The organism is Micromonospora sp. WMMD987, from assembly GCF_029581435.1.
Classification (GTDB): Bacteria; Actinomycetota; Actinomycetes; order Mycobacteriales; family Micromonosporaceae; genus Micromonospora; species Micromonospora rifamycinica.
Map to the genome: position 1 here is coordinate 4,982,332 of NZ_CP120861.1, position 22,597 is coordinate 5,004,928.

Annotated in this window: 22 protein-coding genes; 6 read left to right on the forward strand and 16 right to left on the reverse strand. The window is 71.8% G+C overall.

Annotated features, from left to right (window positions below; genetic code table 11):
* Positions 1-131 precede the first annotated feature (131 nt).
* From O7612_RS20920 to O7612_RS20955, 8 genes are all read right to left on the reverse strand, one after another.
* Positions 132-587 carry a metal-sulfur cluster assembly factor gene (locus tag O7612_RS20920; protein ID WP_282266755.1) on the reverse strand — a complete coding sequence of 152 codons (456 nt, stop codon included), beginning with the start codon at positions 585-587 and terminating at the stop codon, positions 132-134.
* Positions 584-1,060: a Fe-S cluster assembly sulfur transfer protein SufU gene (gene sufU, locus O7612_RS20925; RefSeq protein WP_282266757.1), complete on the reverse strand. Its 477-nt coding sequence runs from the start codon at positions 1,058-1,060 to the stop codon at positions 584-586. The genes O7612_RS20920 and sufU overlap by 4 nt, the downstream gene beginning before the upstream one ends.
* Positions 1,060-2,364 carry a cysteine desulfurase gene (locus O7612_RS20930; protein ID WP_282266759.1) on the reverse strand — a complete coding sequence of 435 codons (1,305 nt, stop codon included), beginning with the start codon at positions 2,362-2,364 and terminating at the stop codon, positions 1,060-1,062. Before O7612_RS20930 ends, sufU begins: the two co-directional genes overlap by 1 nt.
* Before the next feature lie 26 nt (positions 2,365-2,390).
* Entirely contained in the window at positions 2,391-3,164 is a 774-nt protein-coding gene (sufC, locus tag O7612_RS20935; protein ID WP_204926100.1) for a Fe-S cluster assembly ATPase SufC, read from the reverse strand.
* Entirely contained in the window at positions 3,164-3,508 is a 345-nt protein-coding gene (locus O7612_RS20940) for a non-heme iron oxygenase ferredoxin subunit (RefSeq protein WP_067304347.1), read from the reverse strand. Before O7612_RS20940 ends, sufC begins: the two co-directional genes overlap by 1 nt.
* Position 3,509: 1 nt before the next feature.
* The gene (sufD, locus tag O7612_RS20945; RefSeq protein WP_282266763.1) at positions 3,510-4,706 is read right to left on the reverse strand and encodes a Fe-S cluster assembly protein SufD; all 1,197 of its coding nucleotides are present in this window, start codon (positions 4,704-4,706) and stop codon (positions 3,510-3,512) included.
* Between the two features lie 123 nt (positions 4,707-4,829).
* Positions 4,830-6,260 (reverse strand): Fe-S cluster assembly protein SufB, encoded by a 1,431-nt coding sequence (gene sufB, locus O7612_RS20950; RefSeq protein ID WP_067304352.1) that lies wholly within the window; start codon positions 6,258-6,260, stop codon positions 4,830-4,832.
* Positions 6,257-7,084 carry an ArsR family transcriptional regulator gene (locus O7612_RS20955; protein ID WP_282266766.1) on the reverse strand — a complete coding sequence of 276 codons (828 nt, stop codon included), beginning with the start codon at positions 7,082-7,084 and terminating at the stop codon, positions 6,257-6,259. Before O7612_RS20955 ends, sufB begins: the two co-directional genes overlap by 4 nt.
* 151 nt (positions 7,085-7,235) lie before the next feature.
* On the opposite strand from O7612_RS20955, the gene O7612_RS20960 reads away from it, so the two are divergent.
* A complete protein-coding gene (locus tag O7612_RS20960; protein ID WP_282273982.1) occupies positions 7,236-8,201 on the forward strand; it encodes a COX15/CtaA family protein in 966 nt (321 codons plus the stop codon).
* A gap of 307 nt (positions 8,202-8,508) precedes the next feature.
* On the opposite strand, the gene O7612_RS20965 is transcribed toward O7612_RS20960, so the two are convergent.
* The 3 genes from O7612_RS20965 to O7612_RS20975 all read right to left on the reverse strand — a co-directional run bounded on the left by O7612_RS20965 (position 8,509) and on the right by O7612_RS20975 (position 11,120).
* Entirely contained in the window at positions 8,509-9,435 is a 927-nt protein-coding gene (locus tag O7612_RS20965; protein WP_282266768.1) for a hypothetical protein, read from the reverse strand.
* On the reverse strand, positions 9,432-9,764 hold the full coding sequence (locus O7612_RS20970; RefSeq protein ID WP_067304356.1) for a hypothetical protein: 333 nt from the start codon (positions 9,762-9,764) through the stop codon (positions 9,432-9,434). The genes O7612_RS20965 and O7612_RS20970 overlap by 4 nt, the downstream gene beginning before the upstream one ends.
* 396 nt (positions 9,765-10,160) lie before the next feature.
* Entirely contained in the window at positions 10,161-11,120 is a 960-nt protein-coding gene (locus O7612_RS20975) for a heme o synthase (protein WP_282266771.1), read from the reverse strand.
* Between the two features lie 263 nt (positions 11,121-11,383).
* Here O7612_RS20975 and tkt point away from each other — a divergent pair, with 263 nt between their 5' ends.
* The 5 genes from tkt to pgl all read left to right on the forward strand — a co-directional run bounded on the left by tkt (position 11,384) and on the right by pgl (position 18,537).
* Entirely contained in the window at positions 11,384-13,513 is a 2,130-nt protein-coding gene (gene tkt / locus O7612_RS20980; protein WP_282266773.1) for a transketolase, read from the forward strand.
* A gap of 16 nt (positions 13,514-13,529) precedes the next feature.
* Entirely contained in the window at positions 13,530-14,708 is a 1,179-nt protein-coding gene (gene tal, locus O7612_RS20985) for a transaldolase (RefSeq protein ID WP_282266775.1), read from the forward strand.
* 262 nt (positions 14,709-14,970) lie between these two features.
* Entirely contained in the window at positions 14,971-16,536 is a 1,566-nt protein-coding gene (gene zwf / locus O7612_RS20990; RefSeq protein ID WP_282266777.1) for a glucose-6-phosphate dehydrogenase, read from the forward strand.
* A gap of 46 nt (positions 16,537-16,582) precedes the next feature.
* Positions 16,583-17,599: a glucose-6-phosphate dehydrogenase assembly protein OpcA gene (locus tag O7612_RS20995; protein ID WP_282266778.1), complete on the forward strand. Its 1,017-nt coding sequence runs from the start codon at positions 16,583-16,585 to the stop codon at positions 17,597-17,599.
* A gap of 167 nt (positions 17,600-17,766) precedes the next feature.
* Positions 17,767-18,537, forward strand: a complete 771-nt coding sequence (pgl, locus tag O7612_RS21000) for a 6-phosphogluconolactonase (RefSeq protein ID WP_282273983.1) — start codon at positions 17,767-17,769, stop codon at positions 18,535-18,537.
* A gap of 195 nt (positions 18,538-18,732) precedes the next feature.
* Here pgl and O7612_RS21005 read toward each other — a convergent pair whose 3' ends face one another.
* From O7612_RS21005 to gap, 5 genes are all read right to left on the reverse strand, one after another.
* Positions 18,733-19,077, reverse strand: a complete 345-nt coding sequence (locus tag O7612_RS21005) for an RNA polymerase-binding protein RbpA (protein WP_282266780.1) — start codon at positions 19,075-19,077, stop codon at positions 18,733-18,735.
* 128 nt (positions 19,078-19,205) lie between these two features.
* Positions 19,206-19,466: a preprotein translocase subunit SecG gene (gene secG / locus O7612_RS21010; protein WP_067304373.1), complete on the reverse strand. Its 261-nt coding sequence runs from the start codon at positions 19,464-19,466 to the stop codon at positions 19,206-19,208.
* Between the two features lie 95 nt (positions 19,467-19,561).
* A complete protein-coding gene (tpiA, locus tag O7612_RS21015) occupies positions 19,562-20,353 on the reverse strand; it encodes a triose-phosphate isomerase (RefSeq protein ID WP_067304376.1) in 792 nt (263 codons plus the stop codon).
* A complete protein-coding gene (locus tag O7612_RS21020) occupies positions 20,353-21,552 on the reverse strand; it encodes a phosphoglycerate kinase (RefSeq protein WP_145920868.1) in 1,200 nt (399 codons plus the stop codon). The genes tpiA and O7612_RS21020 overlap by 1 nt, the downstream gene beginning before the upstream one ends.
* Positions 21,549-22,553 (reverse strand): type I glyceraldehyde-3-phosphate dehydrogenase, encoded by a 1,005-nt coding sequence (gene gap / locus O7612_RS21025; protein ID WP_282266786.1) that lies wholly within the window; start codon positions 22,551-22,553, stop codon positions 21,549-21,551. Before gap ends, O7612_RS21020 begins: the two co-directional genes overlap by 4 nt.
* Positions 22,554-22,597 lie beyond the last annotated feature (44 nt).

The window sequence follows — 22,597 nt, forward strand, 5'->3', positions numbered from 1 at the left end:
CGACACCACCCGCCAGCCCCGGTGCCGACGGCAGGGCACCTGCCCGAGCACGACGGGCACGGCACCCGGACGAGGGTGCCGTGCCCGCTGCGAACCGAAACCGGTCGGACGACCGCCGCGACCGGAAACGGTCAGACGTTGAAGCCGAGGGAGCGGAGCTGGTCCCGACCCTCGTCGGTGATCTTGTCGGGGCCCCACGGCGGCAGCCAGACCCAGTTGATCCGGATGTCGTCGACCAGTCCGCCGCCGGGACCGGTGGTCAACGCCTGCCGGGCCTGGTCCTCGATCACGTCGGTCAGCGGGCAGGCCGCCGAGGTCAGCGTCATGTCCAGGGTGGCGACGTTCTGGTCGTCCACGTGCACGCCGTACACCAGGCCGAGGTCGACCACGTTGATGCCCAGCTCGGGGTCGACGACGTCCTTCATCGCCTCCTCGATGTCGGCGAGGGCCGCCCGGCCACCCGCCGAACCGGCGGCCTCCGTCGTGCCGGCGGCCCCCTCGGCGGCCGGCGGCGTCACCGCGGCGGGCGGCGTGGTGTTGGCGTCGCCGGTCTCCGGCGTCGCCGCGGTAGCGGTGTCCTCGCTCATGCCTCAACCTCCGTCGGGCTCATGCCCACCCCCGCGCGTGCCGCGGCGTCCTTGAACGCCATCCACGGCAGCAGCGCGCACTTGACCCGGGCCGGGTAGCGGGCGACACCCGCGAACGCCACCCCGTCACCGAGTAGTTCCTCGTCCGGCGTGACCTGGCCACGGCCGGACATCAACTCCACGAACCCGGCGTGCACGGCGGCGATCTCCCCCGTGCGCCGGCCGGAGAGCCGGTCGTACAGCACACTCGCCGACGCCTGACTGATCGAACAGCCCGCGCCGTCGTACGAGATGTCCACCATGACGTCGCCGACGGCGGCCACCCGCACGGTCACCTCGTCACCGCAGGTCGGGTTGACGTGGTGCGCCTCCGCCACCTGGGCGGCGGGATCGTCGGCGTCGCGCAGACCGCGTCCCTGCGGACGCTTGTAGTGGTCCAGGATGATCTCCTGGTAGAGCTGGTCCAGCTGCATCAGTCGAAGATCCTCCGCACCTGTTCGAGACCCGCCACCAGGGCGTCGATCTCCTCCGTGGTGGTGTACAGGTAGAACGACGCCCGGGTCATCGCCGGCACCCCGAACCGGGTGCAGACCGGCTTGGCGCAGTGGTGGCCCACCCGCACCTGCACCCCCAGCGAGTCGAGGACCTGCCCGACGTCGTGCGGGTGCACGTCGCCGAGCGCGAACGAGATGGTGCCACCCCGGCCGACCGGCACCGTCGGACCGAAGATCCGCAGCCCCGGCACGGTGGTGAGGGCGTCCAGCGCGTACGCGGTCAGCTCCTTCTCGTGCCACTGGATCGCCCGCATCCCGACGCCGGTGAGGTAGTCGACCGCCGCGCCGAGCGCGACGGCCTCGGCGATCGGCGGGGTGCCCGCCTCGAACCGGGCCGGCGGCGCGGCGAACGTGGACCGGGCCATCGACACGGTCTCGATCATCGAGCCCCCGCCCATGACCGGAGGCATCGCGGCGAGCAGCTCGCCCCGGCCCCAGAGCACACCGATGCCGGTCGGCCCGCACATCTTGTGCCCGGTGAAGACGATGAAGTCGGCGTCCAGGTCGACCACGTCCACCGGCAGGTGCGGCACCGACTGCGAGCAGTCGAGCAGCAGCAGCGCCCCCACCTGCCGGACCCGCCGGGTGATCCGGGAGGTGGCGTTGACCGTGCCGAGGATGTTGGAGGTGTGCACCAGCGAGACGATCTTCGTCCGCTCGGTGACCAGCTCGTCCAGCCCCGACTCGTCCAGCCGGCCGGTGTCGGTGACCGGGAACCAGCGCAGGGTCGCGCCGGTCCGCTCGGCCAGCAGCTGCCACGGGACGATGTTCGAGTGGTGCTCCATCTCGGAGATCACGATCTCGTCGCCGGGGCCGAGCCGGAACCGCTCGTCGGCGTCCGCGCGCAGCGAGGCGTTGGAGAACGCGTACGCCACGATGTTGATCGCCTCGGTGGAGTTCTTGGTGAACACCACCTCGTCCACGCTGGGGGCGTTGACGAACGCGGCGATCTTCGCCCGCGCCCCCTCGTACGCCTCGGTCGCCTCGGTGCCCAGGGTGTGCACCGAGCGCGACACGTTGGCGTTGTGCATCGCGTAGTGCCCGGTGAGCACGTCGAGCACCTGCCGCGGCTTGTGCGAGGTGTTGGCGCTGTCGAGATAGACCAGCCGGTGCCCGTTGACCTCCCGGTCGAGGATCGGGAAGTCGGCCCGCACCGCGGCCACGTCGAAGCGCGGCACGTCGTCGTACTGCGGCATCCCGTCCGGGATGGCGATGGTGGTCATCTCAGCAGGCCCCTGTCCGTGTGAGTTCAGGCCCGCGCCGCGCCGGCCCCGGCGACGTACCGCTCGTAGCCCTCGTCCTCGAGCTTGTCGGCCAGCTCCGGGCCGCCCTGCTCGACGATCCGACCGGCCACGAAGACGTGCACGAAGTCGGGCTTGATGTAGCGCAGGATGCGGGTGTAGTGGGTGATCAACAGCAGGCCGGTGTCACCGGTGTCACGGACCCGGTTGACCCCCTCGCTGACCACCCGCAGCGCGTCCACGTCGAGCCCGGAGTCGGTCTCGTCGAGGATGGCGATCTTGGGCTTGAGCAGCTCCAGCTGCACGATCTCGTGCCGCTTCTTCTCACCACCGGAGAAGCCCTCGTTGACGTTGCGCTGGGCGAACGCCGGGTCCATCTGGAGCTTCTCCATCGCGCCGCGCAGCTCGCCGCCCCAGGTGCGCAGCTTCGGGGCCGCGCCGTCGATGGCGGTCTTGGCGGTGCGCAGGAAGTTCGCCACCGAGACGCCGGGCACCTCGACCGGGTACTGCATGGCCAGGAAGAGGCCGGCACGGGCCCGCTCATCGACGGTCATCTCCAGCACGTCGACGCCGTCGAGGGTCACCGAGCCGCCGGTGATCTCGTACTTGGGGTGACCGGCGACCGAGTACGCCAGGGTCGACTTGCCGGAGCCGTTCGGTCCCATGATCGCGTGGGTCTCCCCCGACCGGACGGTCAGGTCAACGCCGGACAGGATCGGCTTGAGCTCACCCTCGGGCAGCTTGACCGACACCTTCAGGTCGCGGATCTCCAGGGTGCTCATTATCGGGTCACTCCATTGCTCGGCGTCGGGCGGCCGTCGGCGCCCACGGGAAGATAGATGTCGCCGTCGCGTACCTCGACGGCGTAGACCGGGACCGGTTCGGTGGCGGGCAGCCCGCTGGGCTCACCCGTCCGCAGGTCGAACCGGGAACCGTGCAGCCAGCACTCCAGCGTGCAGCCCTCGACCTCACCCTCGGAGAGGGCGACCGAGGCGTGCGAGCACTCGTCGTGCACGGCGTAGAACCCGCCGTCGGTGCCGTGCACCACGGCGATCTGGGTGCCGTCGACGTCGGCGCTGATCACGGTGCCCTTCGGCACGTCCTCGGTGGAGCAGATCCGGATCATGTCAGGCTCCGGCCCCGACGGCGGCGTCTCCGCCCACGGGTGCGGGGCTCGCGAACTCACTGTTCCCGCTCGCCAGCCGGACCTCGATCGCGTCCCCCAGCCGCTCGCGCAGCGCCTCCACCGGGATCTTGTTGATCACCTCGGCGAAGAAGCCCCGGACCACCAGCCGGCGGGCCTCGCCCTCCGGGATGCCCCGGGCCATCAGGTAGAACAACTGCTCGTCGTCGAACCGGCCGGTCGCGCTGGCGTGCCCGGCACCGGCGATCTCGCCGGTCTCGATCTCCAGGTTGGGCACCGAGTCCGCCCGCGCGCCGTCGGAGAGCAGCAGGTTCCGGTTGATCTCGTAGGTGTCGGTGCCGGTCGCCTCGGCCCGGATCAGCACGTCGCCCACCCAGACGGTGTGCGCCTGCTCGCCCTGCAACGCGCCCCGGTAGCCGACGTAGCTGCGGCAGTCCGGCACGTTGTGGTCGACGAGCTGACGGTGCTCCAGGTGCTGGCCGCCGTCGGCGAAGTAGACGCCGTACAGCTCGGCCTCGCCGCCCCGGCCGGTGTACTCGACCGTGGTGTACTGGCGGACCAGGTCACCGCCCAGGCTGACCTGGACGTGCGACACCTTGGCATCCCGGCCGAGCCGGACCTTCAGGTGCTGGGCCTGCACCGCGTCGGCGTCCCAGTCGGCCACCGTGACCAGGGTCAGCTTCGCCCCGTCGGCCACCGCGACCTCGACGTTGTCGGCCAGCGTCGCCGCCCCGACGTGCTCCAGCACCAGCACCACCTCGGCGAACCGGCCCACGTCGACGAAGGTGTGCCCGAAGGCCAGCCCGGCGGCGTCCTCGCCGACCACCCGCACGGTCACCGGCGCGTCGACCACGGCGTCGGCCGCGACCTCGACCAGCAGCGCCTGCCCGGCCCCGCCGTACGCCAGCGCGCTGACCCGGTCGACCGGGGTGAGCACGCTGCCCACCCGGGGGTCGTCCCGGTCGATCCGGCTGACGGTGACGCCGGCCGGCAGGTCGGCGTACTCGTGGCGGACCGTGGCGGTGGCGGCCGGCGCTCCCCCGGTCAGCCCGCGGAGCCGCTTGAGCGGGGTGAAACGCCACTCCTCCTCCAGGCCGGTCAGGGCCGGGAAGTCGGCGACGTCGTACGAGCGCAGCGCCTGCGACTTGGTGCTCGGCGGCGCGGAAGCCTGGATAGTCATCTCTTCCTTGGTCTGTCTGTCCGTGACGACGGTGTCATTGGTGGGAGGGCGGTCCGGCCGGACGGCGGCCGGACCGCGACCGCGGCGGGCGGGTCGGTACCCGATGCGGCCCGACGGACGGCGTCAGCCGACCGCGCCCTCCATCTGGAGTTCGATCAGGCGGTTGAGCTCCAGGGCGTACTCCATCGGGAGTTCCTTGGCGATCGGCTCGATGAAGCCCCGCACGATCATCGCCATCGCCTCGTCCTCGCTCAGCCCCCGGCTCATCAGGTAGAAGAGCTGGTCGTCGCTGATCTTGGAAACGGTCGCCTCGTGCCCCATCGACACGTCGTCCTCGCGGATGTCGACGTAGGGGTAGGTGTCCGAGCGGGAGATGGTGTCGACCAGCAGCGCGTCGCACTTGACCGTGCTGCGGCTGTGGTGCGAGCCCTCCAGCACCTGCACCAGGCCCCGGTACGAGGTACGGCCGCCGCCCCGGGCGATCGACTTCGACACGATGGTGCTGCTGGTGTGCGGCGCGGCGTGCACCATCTTGGCCCCGGCGTCCTGGTGCTGGCCCTCGCCGGCCATCGCCACCGAGAGCACCTCGCCCTTGGCGTGCTCGCCGGTCATGTAGACCGCCGGGTACTTCATGGTGACCTTGGAGCCGATGTTGCCGTCGACCCACTCCATGGTCGCGCCCTCGTGGCACACGGCCCGCTTGGTGACCAGGTTGTAGACGTTGTTCGACCAGTTCTGGATGGTCGTGTAACGGCACCGGGCGTTCTTCTTGACGATGATCTCGACGACCGCGCTGTGCAGCGAGTCGGACGAGTAGAGCGGCGCGGTGCAGCCCTCGACGTAGTGCACGTACGCGCCCTCGTCGACGATGATCAGCGTCCGCTCGAACTGGCCCATGTTCTCGGTGTTGATCCGGAAGTACGCCTGGAGCGGGATCTCCACGTGCACGCCCTTCGGCACGTAGATGAACGAGCCGCCGGACCACACGGAGGTGTTCAGCGCGGCGAACTTGTTGTCGCCGACCGGGATCACCGTGCCGAAGTACTCCTTGAAGATGTCCTCGTGCTCCTTGAGGGCGGTGTCGGTGTCGAGGAAGACGACACCCTGCTCCTCCAGGTCCTCACGGATCTTGTGGTAGACCACCTCGGACTCGTACTGCGCGGCGACCCCGGCGACCAGCCGCTGCTTCTCCGCCTCGGGGATGCCCAGCCGGTCGTAGGTGTTCTTGATGTCCTCCGGCAGGTCCTCCCAGCTGGTGGCCTGCTTCTCGGTGGAGCGCACGAAGTACTTGATGTTGTCGAAGTCGATCCCGGTGAGGTCGGCGCCCCAGGACGGCATCGGCTTGCGGCCGAACAGCCGCAGGCCCTTCAGCCGCAGGTCGAGCATCCAGGCCGGCTCGTTCTTCTTCGCCGAGATGTCCCGCACCACCGCCTCGTTGATGCCGCGCTGGGCCGCGGCCCCGGCGACGTCGGAGTCGGACCAGCCGTACTCGTAGCGACCGAGGGCGGCGAGCTGCTCTTCCTGGGTCAAGGGCTGGACGATCTGCTCGGTCATCTATCTGTCCTCACAGTGGTGACGGTGTTACCGGACTGGGCGCGCGGCTGGGTCGGAATGTGCGTGGTGCACACCCCGTCGCCGTGCGCGATGGTGGCCAGGCGCTGCACGTGGGTGCCGACCAGACGGGAGATGACCGCCGTCTCGGCCTCGCACAGCTGGGGGAACTCGGCGGCCACATGCGCCACCGGACAGTGGTGCTGGCAGAGCTGCCCGCCGGAGGCGATCGTGGACGCGTTGGCAGCGTAACCCTCGGCGGTGAGCGCGCCGGCAAGTGCCTCGGAACGGGCGAGCGGATCGTCGCCGGCGTCCTCCATGGCGGCCCGGCAGCGGGCCTCCAACGCGGCGACCTGGTCGGCGGCGAACGCCTCGACCGCGTCGGGGCCGCCGTTGCGGGCGATCCACCGCAGCGCGGCGGTCGCCATGTTGTCGTAGTGGTGGGTGCCACAGCGCACCCGGGCCGCGTCGGTGAGCAGGAAGACCTTCGCCGGTCGACCCCGACCCCGGCTGCCCCGCACGGTCTGTTCCCGGGCGAGCACGTCGCCGTCGGCGAGCATCGCGTCGAGGTGCCGGCGGATCGCGGCGGGGCTGAGGCCGAGCGCCGAGCCGAGCTGACCGGCCGTCGTCGCCCCCTGCGCCAGCAGGAGCTGGGTCACCCGGTCCCGGGTGGAAAGATCGGTGGACGCGGCCGACGTCGACTGCGCCGCGGCCCGTCGCCCGACCTCCGGCCCCGCGGAGCGGCCGGCACGCCGGGACCGGGAACCCGCCCCGACGGCCGGACCGGCCATCGGCGGGTGCCCGGAGAGCGCCGCCGCGTTTTTCACAACGCCAACGTTACGTAATTCGCCGGGGGGCCGCAAACGAGACCCCGGTGATTCCGCCCACCGCAGCGGCGGAGTCACCCGATCGGGCTCCACTACGGTGCGTAGGATTCGCGGCGTGAAGCGATCCGTCCGGTTCCCGGTCCCCGCCGCGCTGGTCCGCCTGCCCGACCGGTATCCGGTCTCCACCACCCTGCTGCGCCGTCTCGCGTACGCCTCGATCGTGGCGAACGTGGCCATCGTGGTGACCGGCGGGGCGGTCCGGCTCACCGCGTCGGGGCTCGGCTGCCCCACCTGGCCCCGGTGCACCGACGCGTCGTACACCACCACGGCCGAGATGGGGGTGCACGGTGTGATCGAGTTCGGCAACCGGCTGCTCACCTTCGCCGTCGGGGCGATCGCCCTGGCCACCCTGCTGGCCGTGCTGGCCCACCGGCCCCGGCGCACCGGGCTGCTCCCGCTGGCCGTCGCCGTGTTCCTCGGCATCCCGGCGCAGGCCGTGCTCGGCGGGATCACCGTGCTGACCAACCTCAACCCGTGGGTGGTCGGGCTGCACTTCCTCGCCTCGATGGCGGTCATCGCGGCGGCGTACGCCCTCTGGCGGCGGGTGGTCGACCCCGACGGCCCGGCGGTGCCGGTCGTGCCCGGGCCGCTGCGCACGCTGGCCCGGCTCACCACCGTGGTCAGCGTCGCGGTGCTGGTGGTCGGGACCTGGGTCACCGGCAGCGGCCCGCACGCCGGCGACCACGGCGCGGCCCGCAACGGGCTGGACCCGGAGACCGTCTCCCAGGTGCACGCCGACGGGGTGTTCCTGCTGATCGGCCTCTCCGTCGCCCTGGTCCTGGCGTTACGGGCGGTCGGCGCGGCCGGCCCGGCCCGCGCCGCCCTGGTGCTGGTGGCGGTGGAGCTGGGACAGGGCGTGATCGGCTTCGTGCAGTACTTCACCCACCTGCCCGGCGTGCTGGTCGCCGCGCACATGCTCGGCTCCTGCCTGGTGCTGCTGGCCACCCTGGCGGTGCTCTGGTCGACCCGGGAGCGTCGGCAGCTCCCGACCACCGGTCCGCCCCGGACCGGTCCGCCCCAGACCTCAGCCGGGGACCGGATCCCGGCCTCCGTCTGAGCACCCCTCCCCGACCCTCCGCCCCGGCACGCCCGCGCCCGCGCCCGCGCCCGCCGGACCATGCCGCAAGATCGCGCTCGAACCATGTTGTAGTGGCATCCTCAGCGCGGAAGGCCACTACAACGTGGAAGTAGCACGATCTTGCCCGGCAGGCGTCCGCGGGACAGCCCGAGCGGGAGGAAGGCGGCGGCCCGGACCGGCAGGCGTCCGCGGGACGGCCCGACCGGGCGCCGGGCGGGGCGGCCCGGAAAGGTGGGACGGCCGGGGCGGGGTCAGCGGCCGGAAAGGTGGGACGGCCGGGGCGGGGTCAGCGGCGGGCGAGGTGGGTCAGCACGGCGTCGGCGAGGCGGGCGGGGGCGCCGTCGGCATGGCCGAGGAACAGTGACGGCTCGGTCAGCTCCAGCTCGATCAGCAGGGGTGCGCCGTCCGGCCCCGGGATCAGGTCGACCCGGGCGTAGAGCAGCCGTCGCGGGCCGCCCGGCACCTCGGCCAGCACCCGCGCGGCGACGGCCAACTGCTCGTCCGTGGCGGTGCGCGGGCTGATCCGTTCCGGCTTGTACAGCCCCTCGACACCCGGGTCCGGGCCGTCGAGCATGGCGCCCTTGCAGATGGCGTGGCTGAACTCCAGGCCGTCCGGGCCGGCGAAGAAGAGCAGCGCGGTCTCACCGACGGCGTCCACCGCCGCCAGGTACGGCTGGACCATGGCGACCCGGCCGGCGGCGGCCAGCCGGCGGACGTGCCCGACGGCCAGGTCCCGGTGCCCCGGGTCGGCCAGGTCGTAACGGCCGGTGTCCTGGCTGCCGACGCTGACCGCCGGCTTCACCACGTACTCGCCCGACGTGGCGGGTGGCTCCCACGGGGTTCCCGGCTCGATCCAGGAGGTCGGCACGGTGGGCGCCCCGGCGTCGGCGAGCGCGCCGAGGTAGCGCTTGTCGGTGTTCCACTCCACCACGTCGGCCGGGTTGACCAGGGTCGGCACCCGCCGCGCCCAGCCGACGAACTCGTCGCGGCGGGGCACGTAGTCCCAGGGCGAGCGGAGCACGACCAGGTCGTAGCGCCCCCAGTCCACCCGCGGGTCGTCCCAGACGGCGGCCTCGACGGTGACGCCCCGCGCGGCCAGCGGACCGACCACGAGCCGGTCGTCCGGGTAGAGGTCGGCGAAGCGGGAGCAGGTGACGAGAGCGACCCGGGGTTCCCCCCGGGTCGGCTGGTGGGTCGGGTGGTGGTCTGTCAACGGGACATCGTGCGTCGGGCCATCGACCGCCAGAGGTCGTTGCTCGGCCGCATCTGGTCCATCAGTTCACGCTCCCAGGCGTTCTCGACGGTGACGCCCGCCTGGGCGCACGCCTCCCGGGCGGTCACGGTGTCCTCGGCGAACTGGTCGCCCCACACACCGTCCGCACCGACCAGGACGATCCGTGCGCCACGCTTGCCGACGTACTCGATGACCGCCTTCGCGCCGCCGTGTCCGGCGGCGAAGGACCTGAGGCCCGAGACCAGCCCGGTGGGGGCCGGCTCGGCGGTCTGTTCAGCCGTCAGCGTCGTATCGGAACCTTCTGCCATGCGCGAAGCCTAAGCAGACCGACCCCGCTACGCGCGAGAATCATGAACTATTTGTGATACCAATTACCCGAGGGTTTATCGCAAAGACCGGTGGATATTGCCCGGACATGTCGGATAAATGCGGTCGTAATAGTCGGGGTGCATCGTCCCCATGCGTCCAGCTTGTCCCGGCTTGCCGCCCGTGAAGAAAATCTCACCATCCGGACATGATTTCCGACGACCGCCCGGATCCGGACTCCGCGCCACCGACCCGGCACGAACCCGGGTCGGACGCCCCACAACGCCGCCCGGACTCTGTTCGCCACCCCGGACGCCCCACAACGCCGCCCGGACGCCCGCTCGCCCGCGCCCGGTCCGGAGGAACGACGGCTCCCCCACCCCGACGCCCCGCGCCGGTCAGAGCAGCGCGTCGAGGGCCACGGCGGCGAAGACGATGGTCAGGTAGGTGGTCGACCAGTGGAACAGGCGCATCGGCTTGACCGGCTCGCCCCGGGTCACCCGTCGGCAGAGCCTGTGCGCCTCGACCAGGAAGACCGCGCCCACCACCGCGGTCGGCACCCCGTAGACCGCGCTCATGCCCAGCGGCCACAGCGCCAGCGAGGTCGCCACGGTCAGCCAGGCGAAGACCAGGATCTCGGCGTTGACCCGCCGGGCCGAGGCCACCACGGGCAGCATCGGGATGCCGGCGCGGGCATAGTCGTCCTTGTATTTCATGGCCAGCGGGTAGAAGTGCGGCATCTGCCAGAAGAAGACCACCGCGAACAGCGCCCAGGCCGGCGCCGCCAACGACCCGGTCACCGCGGCCCACCCGATCAGTACCGGAGCCGCCCCGCACGCCCCGCCCCAGAAGGTGTTCGCCGTCGTGGTCCGCTTGAGCCACAGCGTGTACACCAGGTCGTAGTAGGCGATCGCGGCCAGCGTCAGCGCGGCGGCCAACAGGTTGGTGAACGTCGCCATCAGCGCGACCGACACCGCCGCCAGCACCAGCCCGAAGACCAGGGCGCTGCGGGGCGAGACGGTGTGCGCCGGCAGCGGACGCCGCTTGGTCCGCCGCATCAACTGGTCGATGTCCCGGTCGATGTAGCAGTTCAGCACGCTCGCCGCACCGGCGGCCAACGAGCCGCCCACCAGCACCACGGCCATCAGCCACAGCGACGGCAGGCCACCGTCGGCGAGCATCATCGCCGGCACCGTGGTCACCAGCAGCAGCTCCACGATGCGCGGCTTGGTGAGCGTCACGTAGGCGGACACCACCGCCCGCACGTCCCGCCGGCCCGTCGCCGGCTCCCGGCTCACCGTGCGCACCGGCGGCTGCCCGGCAGGATTGCTGACGGGGCGCTCGGTGATCATGCTCACGGATTGCCACCTTCCGGCGTCGCCAGGGGAGATTCGGTCCGGCGGAACCCACCGGGTCCGCACACCGCACCACACACTACGCGTCGTCGTTTTCGCTGCCCGGCCGACCCGACAACGGTGCGGGCCGTCACACCTGGCGGGTGACCGAACGATCCGGCCCGCCCGTACGTAACTGCCTGCTGAGATCCCCGGGCGGACGTTTAGACCCGCTCGATAGGGTCACCACTGAGGGTTCCGCCCATCTGCCGAGGAGCACAACCATAGTGGCTGCCAACCGACCCGCACTCAACTGGACCGACCTCGACCGCCGGGCCGTCGACACCGTCCGCGTCCTGGCCATGGATGCCGTGGAGAAATCCGGCAACGGCCACCCCGGCACCGCGATGAGCCTCGCGCCCGCGGCGTACCTGCTGTTCAACCGGGTGATGCGGCACAACCCGGCCGATCCGAACTGGCCCGGCCGGGACCGGTTCGTGCTGTCCGCCGGGCACTCCAGCCTGACGCTCTACATCCAGCTCTTCCTCTCCGGCTACCCGCTGAGCCTGGACGACCTGAAGTCGCTGCGGCAGTGGGGCTCACTCACCCCGGGCCACCCGGAGCACGGGCACACCCCGGGTGTCGAGACCACCACCGGCCCGCTCGGGCAGGGTCTGGGCAACGCGGTCGGCATGGCCATGGCGGCCCGCCGGGAGCGCGGCCTGTTCGACCCGGAGAGCGAGCCGGGCGCGTCGGTCTTCGACCACCAGATCTGGTGCATCGCCTCCGACGGCGACATCGAGGAGGGCATCAGCCACGAGGCGAGCGCGCTGGCCGGACACCAGCAGCTCGGCAACCTCACCCTGATCTACGACGACAACGAGATCTCGATCGAGGACGACACCCGCATCGCCAAGAGCGAGGACGTGGCGGCCCGCTACGCGGCGTACGGCTGGCACGTGCAGACCGTCGACTGGCGGGCCGGCGACGCCGACCAGGGCGACTACCACGAGGACGTCGAGGCGCTGTACCAGGCGCTGCTGGCCGCGAAGGCGGAGACCGGCCGCCCCTCGTTCATCGCGCTGCGCACCATCATCGGCTGGCCCGCGCCCAACAAGAAGAACACCGGCAAGATCCACGGCTCGGCGCTCGGCGCCGACGAGGTGAAGGCCACCAAGGAGATCCTCGGCTTCGACCCGCAGCAGAGCTTCCAGGTCGACGAGGACGTGCTCGCCCACGCGCGGGGGGTGCTGACCCGCGGCGACGAGGCCGAGCAGGCGTGGACCGGCGAGTTCGACGGCTGGGCGCAGGCCAACCCGGAGCGCAAGGCGCTCTACGACCGGATCGCCGGCCGGGTGCTGCCGCAGGGCTGGACGGACGCGCTGCCGACCTTCCCCGCCGACGCCAAGGGCGTGGCCACCCGGGCCGCCTCCGGCAAGGTGCTGGAGGCGCTCGCCCCGGTGCTGCCGGAGCTGTGGGGCGGCTCGGCCGACCTGGCCGAGAGCAACAACACCACCATGAAGGGCGAGCCGTCGTTCATCCCGGCCGCCCACGCCACCAAGGACTTCCCGGGCCACGAGTACGGCCGCACGCTGCACTTCGGCATCCGTGAGCACGCCATGGGCGCGATCCTCAACGGCATCGCCCTGCACGGCGGCACCCGCCCCTACGGTGGCACCTTCCTGGTGTTCAGCGACTACATGCGCCCCTCGGTACGGCTCGCCGCCCTGATGAAGCTGCCGGTGACGTACGTCTGGACGCACGACTCGATCGGCCTCGGCGAGGACGGCCCGACCCACCAGCCGGTGGAGCACCTGACCGCGCTGCGCGCCATCCCCGGCCTGGACGTGGTCCGGCCCGCCGACGCCAACGAGACCGCCTGGGCCTGGCGGCAGGCGCTGGAGCACACCGACCGGCCGACCGCGCTGGCGCTGAGCCGGCAGCCGCTGCCGACCCTGGACCGCCAGACGTACGCAGGCGCGGAGGGCACCGCCAAGGGCGGCTACGTGCTGGCCGAGGCGTCCAACGGCAAGCCGCAGGTGATCATCGTGGGCACCGGTTCCGAGGTGCAGCTCTGCCTCACCGCCCGGGAGCGGCTGGAGGCCGACGGCACCCCCACCCGGGTCGTCTCGATGCCCTGCCAGGAGTGGTTCTACGAGCAGGACGAGGCGTACCGCGAGTCGGTGCTGCCGCGCGGGGTCAAGGCCCGGGTCAGCGTGGAGGCCGGCATCGGGATGTCCTGGCGGGGCATCGTCGGTGACCTGGGCGAGAGCGTCAGCCTGGAGCACTACGGCGCGAGCGCCCCGCACACCGTGCTGTTCGAGCAGTTCGGCTTCACCCCCGACCGGATCGTGGCCGCCGCGCACGCGGCGCTGACCCGGGTGGGCGACATCACCGGTTTCACGACCGGCAACTGAGGGGAGCGTGGACGACATGACGGACAGACTGGGTGACCTCACCGCCGCCGGAGTGGCGGTCTGGCTCGACGACCTTTCCCGGGTACGACTGAGCTCCGGCGGGCTGGACCGGCTCCGCCGCGAGCAGCACGTGGCCGGGGTGACCACCAACCCGACCATCTTCGCCAAGGCGCTCAGCGACGCCGACGAGTACAACTGGCAGCTGAAGGACCTCGCCACCCGGGGCATCGAGGTGGAAGAGGCGGTCCGGATGCTCACCACCTACGACGTGCGCTGGGCGTGCGACGTGATGCGGCCGTCGTACGACGGCAGCGACGGTGTCGACGGCCGGGTCTCCATCGAGGTCGATCCCCGGGTCGCCCACGACACCGACAGGACGGTGGCCGAGGCCAAGGCGCTGTGGTGGCTGGTGGACCGGCCCAACCTGTACATCAAGATCCCGGCGACCGAGGCGGGGCTGGCGGCGATCACCGCGACCCTGGCCGAGGGGATCAGCGTCAACGTGACGCTGATCTTCGGGCTGGACCGCTACTCCGCGGTGATGGAGGCGTTCCTGACCGGTCTGGAGCAGGCCAGGGCCAACGGGCACGACCTGTCCGCCATCGGCTCGGTGGCCTCGTTCTTCGTCTCCCGGGTCGACTCCGAGATCGACAAGCAGCTCGACAAGATCGGCTCCGAGGAGGCCAAGGCGCTGCGCGGCAAGGCGGCCGTGGCCAACGCCCAGCTCGCCTACGAGCGGTACACCGAGGTCTTCTCCTCCGCGCGCTGGCAGGCCCTGGCCGACGCCGGCGCCCACCCGCAGCGCCCGCTGTGGGCGTCGACCTCGACCAAGAACCCGGACTACCGGGACGTGATCTACGTGGAGGAGCTGATCGCCCCCGGCACCGTCAACACCATGCCGGAGTCGGTGGTCCAGGCGTACGCCGAGCACGGGGAGACCCGGGGCGACACCGTCACCGGCGCGTACGACGCCGCCCGGCAGGTCTTCGCCGACCTGGCCGCCGTCGGCATCGACATGGACTCCGTGATCGCCACCCTGGAGCGGGAGGGCGTGGAGAAGTTCGAGGCGAGCTGGAGCGAGCTGCTCGACGGCGTACGCAAGTCGCTGGCCGCCGCGGCGCAGGGCACCGGCACCCCGAACGAGGCCGCGAAGGGCAACGCCGAGGCGGCCCAGCGGGCCGGGGGGAACGCGTGACCGACGGCGTCGCCGGCGTCGCGGGGCCGGGCCGCCCCGCGACGCGCCACGTCGGCGTCACCGCGGCACCGGCGGCGACGTGAGTGACCTGCCGACCGGCCCGGCCGACACCGCCGCCGGTCCCGCGGTGCCCGGAGCGGACGTGGTCGAACCGACCGCGTCCGCTCCGGCGCCGGCTGCCCTGTACGCGCAGGGCCTCCCGGTGGCACCATCCGACCGGGACCTTTCGGCGGCCCCCGGCCGTGCTGACGGTGACCGGACGATGGCGGACGTGACGATGGACGACATGGACCAGACGGAGCGAGGAGGCGGCGTGAATCCGCTGCGCGACGCGCAGGACCGAAGGCTCCCCCGGATCCCGGAGCCGTGCGCCCTGGTGATCTTCGGAGTGACCGGTGACCTGGCGCGCAAGAAGCTGCTGCCGGCGGTTTACGACCTGGCCAACCGGGGGCTGCTGCCACCCGGTTTCGTGGTGCTGGGCTTCGCCCGTCGGGACTGGGGCGACGGCGACTTCGAGGCGCTGGCCCACGAGTCGGCGAAGAAGCACGCCCGGACCCCGTGGCGGGAGGAGGTGTGGTCCCGGCTGGCCGGCAACGTCAAGTTCGTCGGCGGCTCGTTCGACGACGACGCCGCCTTCGACAAGCTCGCGGCGACCCTGGACCAGCTGCGCGAAAGCCACGGCATCCACGGCAACGCCGCGTTCTACTTCTCCATCCCCCCGACCGCCTTCCCGGTGGTGCTCAAGCAGCTGGCCCGCACCGGCATGGCCGACAACGAGAAGTGCGGCGGCTGGCGGCGGGTGGTGGTGGAGAAGCCGTTCGGCAACGACCTGCCGTCGGCGAAGGAACTCAACGATCTGGTCGACGACGTGTTCACCCGGCAGGACGTCTTCCGGATCGACCACTACCTGGGCAAGGAGACGGTCCAGAACATCCTCGCCCTGCGCTTCGCCAACAACCTCTTCGAGCCCCTGTGGAACTCGAAGTACGTCGACTCGGTGCAGATCACCATGGCCGAGGACGTCGGCATCGGCTCCCGGGCCGGTTTCTACGACTCGGTCGGCACCGCCCGCGACGTGCTCCAGAACCACCTGCTACAGCTGCTCGCCCTGGTCGCCATGGAGGAGCCCACCAGCTTCGACGCCGACGAGATCCGGGCCGAGAAGCTGAAGGTGCTCAAGGCGATCACCCTGCCGAAGGACGTCGCCCGGGGCACCGTCCGCGGCCAGTACCTGCCCGGCTGGGTGGGCGGCGAACGGGCCGTCGGCTACCTCGACGAGGACGGCGTCCCCGGTGACTCCACCACCGAGACGTACGTCGCCGTGGAACTGGGCATCCAGAACCGCCGCTGGGCGGGGGTGCCGTTCTACATCCGGGCCGGCAAGCGGCTGCCCCGGCGGGTGACCGAGGTGGCCATCATGTTCAAGAAGGCCCCGCACCTGCCGTTCAACCCCGCCGACATGGAATCGCTGGGCAACAACCAGCTGGTCATCCGGGTGCAGCCGGACGAGGGCGTGGTGCTCAAGTTCGGTTCGAAGGTGCCCGGCACCACCATGGAGGTCCGCGACATCGCGATGGACTTCCAGTACGGCGAGGCGTTCACCGAGTCCAGCCCCGAGGCGTACGAGCGGCTCGTGCTGGACGTGCTGATCGGCGACCGGACGCTCTTCCCGGACGCCTCCGAGGTGGAACAGAGCTGGGCGGTGGTGGACCCGTTGGAACACGCCTGGGAGGGCACCAAGCCGGAGCCGTACCGTTCCGGCGAGTGGGGCCCCCGGGCCGCCGACGAGATGCTGGCCCGCGAGGGCCGCGCCTGGCGGCGGGCGTGAACGGCCACGAGGGCAGCAGGCACAGCGGGCGGACCGGGAGGCACCAGTGATCGGGCTGTGGGACACCACCGGCAACGAGGTGGTCAAGGCACTCGCCGCCGAACGGCGGAGCGCGGGCGGGGTGGCCAGCGGGATGGCGCTGACCCTGATCGTGGTGGTCGACGAGAAGCGGGTCCGGGACGCGGAGGCGGCGGCCACCATCGCCGCCGCCGCCCACCCCTGCCGGCTGCTCGTGGTCGTCCGCGCCGACGTGGAGCGGGAACGCAACCGGCTGGACGCGGAGATCGTGGTCGGCGGCCGGTTGGGGCCGTGCGAGGCGGTGGTGACCCGGATGTACGGCCGGCTCGCCCTGCACGCCGAGTCGGTGGTGATGCCGCTGCTGGTGCCGGACGTGCCGGTGGTCACCTGGTGGCACGGCGAGCCACCGGCGGAGATCGCCACCGACTTCCTCGGGGTGGTCGCCGACCGGCGGATCACCGACTGCGCGCAGGCGGTCGACCCGATCGAGGCGCTGCGGGAACGGGCCCGGGACTACGCCCCCGGCGACACCGACCTGGCCTGGACCCGGATCACCCCGTGGCGCACCCTGGTCGCCGGGGCGTTCGACACCACCGAGGCCCGGGTCACCGAGGCGACGGTGGTGGCCCCGCGCCGCGATCCGACGGCGGCGCTGATGCGGGGCTGGCTGGCCGCCCGGCTCGGCATCGAGCCGCAGTGGCAGCACACCGACGACCATCCGAGGATGCGTCAGGTGCAGCTGCGCTGCGCCAACGGCGACGAGCTGACGCTGACCAGGGACGACAGCCTGGCCACGTTCCGGCGTACCGGCCAGGACGACCGGGTGCTGCCGCTGGTACGTCGCCCGCTCGGTGACGAACTCGCCGAGGAGCTGCGCCGGCTCGACGCCGACCAGGTGTACGCCGAGGCGTTGGGCGCGGCGGCCGGCCTGTCCGGTCTGGAGCAGCGCCCGTCGCAGCGGGTGCACGTCTGGAAGGACCCGGCCACCGCGCGGCGGGCGGAGGCGGGCGTGAGCACGCACGCCGGCACCAGCGCGGCGTCCTAGACCGTAGGCCGGTGGGCGGTCCTGGCGGGCCGCGCACCGGCCGGTCGGGGCAGCGGCGGGTCGACCACCCGCCCCGGCACGACGCGCTGGTGACAGCCGGCACCCGGCGGGCCGACCGGTCCCGCCACGACGACCAGGACCGCGCGGAGCGGTCGGGAAAGGCCAAGATGAGTGAGGCGAGTGTCGCCGTACACGCCGACGCCGACCTGCTGGCGCAGGCGGTGGCGGCCCGGCTGGTGGTGAAGCTGCTCGACGCGCAGGCGGAGCGGGGGGCGGCGTCGGTCGTGCTGACCGGCGGCCGGATCGCCGCGGCGGTGCACCGGGCGGTGGTGGCCCTGCCCGCCCACGACGCGGTCGACTGGTCCCGGGTGGACGTCTGGTGGGGCGACGAGCGCTTCCTGCCGGCCGGCGACCCGGAGCGCAACGAGACGCAGGCCCGGGCCGCGCTGCTGGACCTGGTGCCGCTGGACCCGGCCCGGGTGCATCCGATGCCGGCCACCGACGGTCCCACCGGCGACGACCCGGAGGCCGGTGCCGCCGCGTACGCCGAGGAACTCGCCCGGGCGGCCCGGCCCGGTCACGCCGCGCTGCCCCACTTCGACGTGCTGATGCTGGGCGTCGGCGAGGACGGGCACGTGGCGTCGGTCTTCCCCGAGCACCCGGTGCACCACGACAGCCGGCCGGTCAGCGCGGTGCGGGGCAGCCCGAAGCCACCGCCGGTGCGGACCACCCTGACCCTGCCGTCGATCAACACCGCCGAGGAGGTCTGGCTGGTCGCCAGCGGGGCCGACAAGGCGCGGGCGGTGGGGATGGCGCTGGCCGGAGCCGGCCCCAAGCAACTGCCGGCGGCCGGGGTGCAGGGCGTCTCGCGGACCCTCTGGTTGCTCGACCGGGCGGCGGCGGCCGACGTGCCGCCCCGGCTGCGCAGCCTGCGCTGAGCCCCGGGGCGACCCGGCCGCGCTGAGCCGCAGCGACCCGGCCCTCCGGACCAGGTAGAGCCGCAGCGACCCGGCGGTGCGGGCCGGGTCAGCGCGCCCGCGCCGGCGGGGTCGTGTCCGGCCGCCGCGGCGGCGCAGCGGTCGTTCCCGACGGCGGGGCCGTAGTGGTCGTTCCCGACCGTGGGGGCGCCGGGGTCACTCCCGGCCGCGGCGACGGCGCAGCGCGGCCAGCGCCTCGTTCAGCAGCGCCTCCCCCTCCTGCGGGGTACGTCGCTCCTTCACGTACGCCAGGTGGGTCTTGTAGGGCTCGGGGCGGGTGCGTCCAGGGGGGTTCTGGGCGTCCCGACCGGCCGGCAGGCCGCAGCGCGGGCAGTCCCAGACCGCCGGCTCCTCGGCCTCCAACGCCAACCGGATCTCGGTGACGTGGTCGTTGCGGCACCAGTAGGTGACCGCGCGGCGGGGGGCCGGCTCGTGCCGTTCGGTGGGACGCTCCGGTGCCGACCCGATTCGTGAACCGCGGATGACGTTGCCACTGGCCACTGTTGCTCGCTCCTGTCGTCGGAGGGGACCCGCCGCCGGAGGCGGGCGACGGGCGACGGGACGGAGAAACAAAACTGCGCGCGGTCCGTGACGGACCGCGCGCAGATTGTACGACCTGATCGAGTCGCTCAGGCCCCGCTGTTGAGCTGGAGCCGGAGCCAGAGGCCGAGCCCGACGATGCAGGCGAACCAGACGATGCTCACCAGGACGGTGTAGCGGTCCAGGTTCTTCTCGGCCACCGACGAGCCGGCCAGGCTGGAGCTGACCCCGCCGCCGAACATGCTCGACAACCCGCCGCCCTTACCCCGGTGCAGCAGGATGAGCATGGTGAGCAGAACGCTCGTGATGACCAGCAACACGATCAACGTGTATGCGAACCAGATCGGCATGGCTGGGGTCAGTCCTCTCGTTACGATCCTCGCCCGGACAGATCGGGCACGGCGGCACCGACCGGTGGACGGGCGGAGTCAAGAATAGCGAGCGATCAGGCGACCGTGTGCTCCGGGAAGCGGCAGATCTTCGCGAACTCCTCGGCGTCGAGGCTGGCCCCGCCCACCAGCGCCCCGTCCACGTCCGGCTGGGACATGATCGATGCGACGTTGGACGACTTCACCGAGCCGCCGTAGAGGATCCGGACCTGGTCGGCGGTGCCCTGGTCGTAGGTCTCGACCAGCCGCTTGCGGACCTCCCCGCAGACCTCCTGGGCGTCCTCGGGGGTGGCCGTCTTGCCGGTGCCGATCGCCCAGACCGGCTCGTACGCGACGACGACCTGGGTGACCTGCTCGGCGGTGAGCCCCTTCAGGGCGCCGTCGAGCTGGTCGCAGCAGTGCGGCACGTGCCGCAGCTGCTCGCGGATCTCCAGGCCCTCACCGATGCAGAGGATCGGGGTCAGCCCGTTGGCCAGCGCGGCGGCCACCTTCGCGTTGACGATCGCGTCGTCCTCGTAGTGGTACTGCCGCCGCTCCGAGTGCCCGACCGTGACGTAGGTGCAGCCCAGCTTGGCCAGCATCGCCCCGGAGATGTCCCCGGTGTACGCGCCGGACTGGTACGGCGAGAGGTCCTGCCCGCCGTAGCCGATGAGCAGCTTGTCGCCGTCCACCGCGGTCTGCACGGTGCGCAGGTCGGTGAAGGGCGGCAGGACCACCGTCTCGACGGCGGTGAGCTGCTGCTCGGTGAGGCTCGCGGCCAGCTTCTGCACCAGCAGGTTGGCCTCGAGGTGGTTGAGGTTCATCTTCCAGTTGCCGGCCATCAGCGGCCGGCGGGTCACGCTCGCCATCAGTTCTCCAGGGCCGCGATGCCGGGGAGGGTCTTGCCCTCCAGGTACTCCAGGGAGGCGCCGCCACCGGTGGAGATGTGCCCGAACGACGACTCGTCCAGCCCGAGGGCCCGGACGGCCGCCGCCGAGTCACCGCCACCGACCACGGTGAACGCGTCGGTCTTGGTGATCGCCTCGGCCACACCCCGGGTGCCGTTCGCGAAGGCCGGCATCTCGAACACGCCCATCGGGCCGTTCCAGAAGACCGTCTTCGCCTGCGACAGCGCGGCGGTGAAGCCGGCCACCGTCTCCGGGCCGATGTCCAGGCCGAGCCGGTGGCTGGGGATGCCGTCGGCGGGCACCGTGTCGTGCGCGGCGTCCGGGGCGAAGGCGTCCGCGGCCACCACGTCGACCGGGAGCAGGATCTTGCCGTCGGCGCGGGCCAGGAGGTTGCCGCAGGTCTCGACCATCTCCTCCTCCAGCAGCGAGGTGCCCACCTCGTGGCCCTGGGCCTTGAGGAAGGTGAAGCACATCCCGCCGCCGATGAGCAGCCGGTCGACCTTCGGCAGCAGCGCCTCGATGACCGCCAGCTTGTCGGAGACCTTGGAACCGCCGAGCACCACCACGTACGGGCGCTCCGGCTCCCCGGTCAGCCGGGACAGCACCTCCACCTCGCGCAGCACCAGCCGGCCCGCGACGTGCGGCAGCCGGGCCGGTACGTCGTGGACACTGGCGTGCTTGCGGTGCACCGCGCCGAACGCGTCGTCCACGTACGCCTCGCCGAACGCGGCGAGCTGGTCGGCGAAGGCCCCCCGCTCGGTGTCGTCCTTGCTGGTCTCCCCCTTGTTGAAGCGGAGGTTCTCCAGCAGGGCGACCTGACCGTCGGCCAGCGCGTCCACCGTGGCGCGGGCGGACTCGCCGACGGTGTCGGTGGCGAAGTGCACCGGCGCGTCCAGCAGCTCACCGAGCCGCCCGGCGACCGGGCGGAGGCTGTACTGCGGATCCGGGGCGCCCTTCGGGCGGCCCAGGTGCGAACAGACCACGACCTTCGCCCCGGCCTGCACGAGCGCGCCCAGGGTGGGCAGGACGGCCCGGATCCGGCCGTCGTCGGTGATCTCCCCGGTCTGCTTGTCGAGCGGGACGTTCAGGTCGGCGCGCACCAGCACGCGCCGACCCGACACCCCCTCGGCGAGCAGGTCGTCGAGGTTGCGGATGCTCACAGCGAGGAACCCACCAGCTTGACCAGGTCGACGAGCCGGTTGGAGTAACCCCACTCGTTGTCGTACCAGCCGACGACCTTGACCTGGTTGCCGATGACCTTGGTCAGCGGCGCGTCGAAGATGCACGACGCCGGGTCGGTGACGATGTCCGACGAGACGATCGGGTCCTCGTTGTAGACCAGGATGCCCTTGAGCGGACCGTCCGCGGCGGCCTTGATCGCGGCGTTGACCTCGTCCACGCTGGTCTCCCGGCCGACCTCGACGGTCAGGTCGGTGGCCGAGCCGGTCGGGATCGGCACCCGCAGCGCGTAACCGTCCAGCTTGCCCTTGAGCACCGGCAGCACCAGCCCGATCGCCTTGGCGGCGCCGGTCGAGGTGGGGACGATGTTCAGCGCGGCGGCGCGGGCCCGACGCAGGTCCTTGTGCGGCGCGTCCTGGAGGTTCTGGTCCTGGGTGTACGCGTGGATCGTGGTCATCAGGCCCTTCTCGATGCCGAAGGTGTCCTGCAGGACCTTCGCCATCGGAGCCAGGCAGTTCGTGGTGCACGAGGCGTTCGAGATGATCGTGTGCTTGGCCGGGTCGTACTGGTCGTGGTTGACGCCCATGACGACCGTGACGTCCTCGTTCTTCGCCGGGGCGGAGATGATGACCTTCTTGGCCCCGCCGTCGACGTGCGCCTTGGCCTTGGTGCCGTCGGTGAAGAAACCGGTGGACTCGATGACGACGTCCGCGCCGACCTCGCCCCACGCCAGCTTCGCCGGGTCCTTTTCGGCGAACGCCTTGATGGTCTTGCCACCGACGGTGATCTCGTCGGCGGTGGCCTTGACCTCGTGCGGCAGACGACCGAGGATGCTGTCGTACTTGAGCAGGTGGGCGAGCGTCGCGTTGTCGGTCAGGTCGTTCACGGCGACGACCTCGATGTCGGCGCCGGACGCCAGCACGGCCCGGAAGAAGTTACGGCCGATGCGGCCGAAGCCGTTGATGCCAACCCGGATGGTCACAGGTCCCATCTCCTCGCGTTCTGGTCCGCCGACGTCAGAACGGG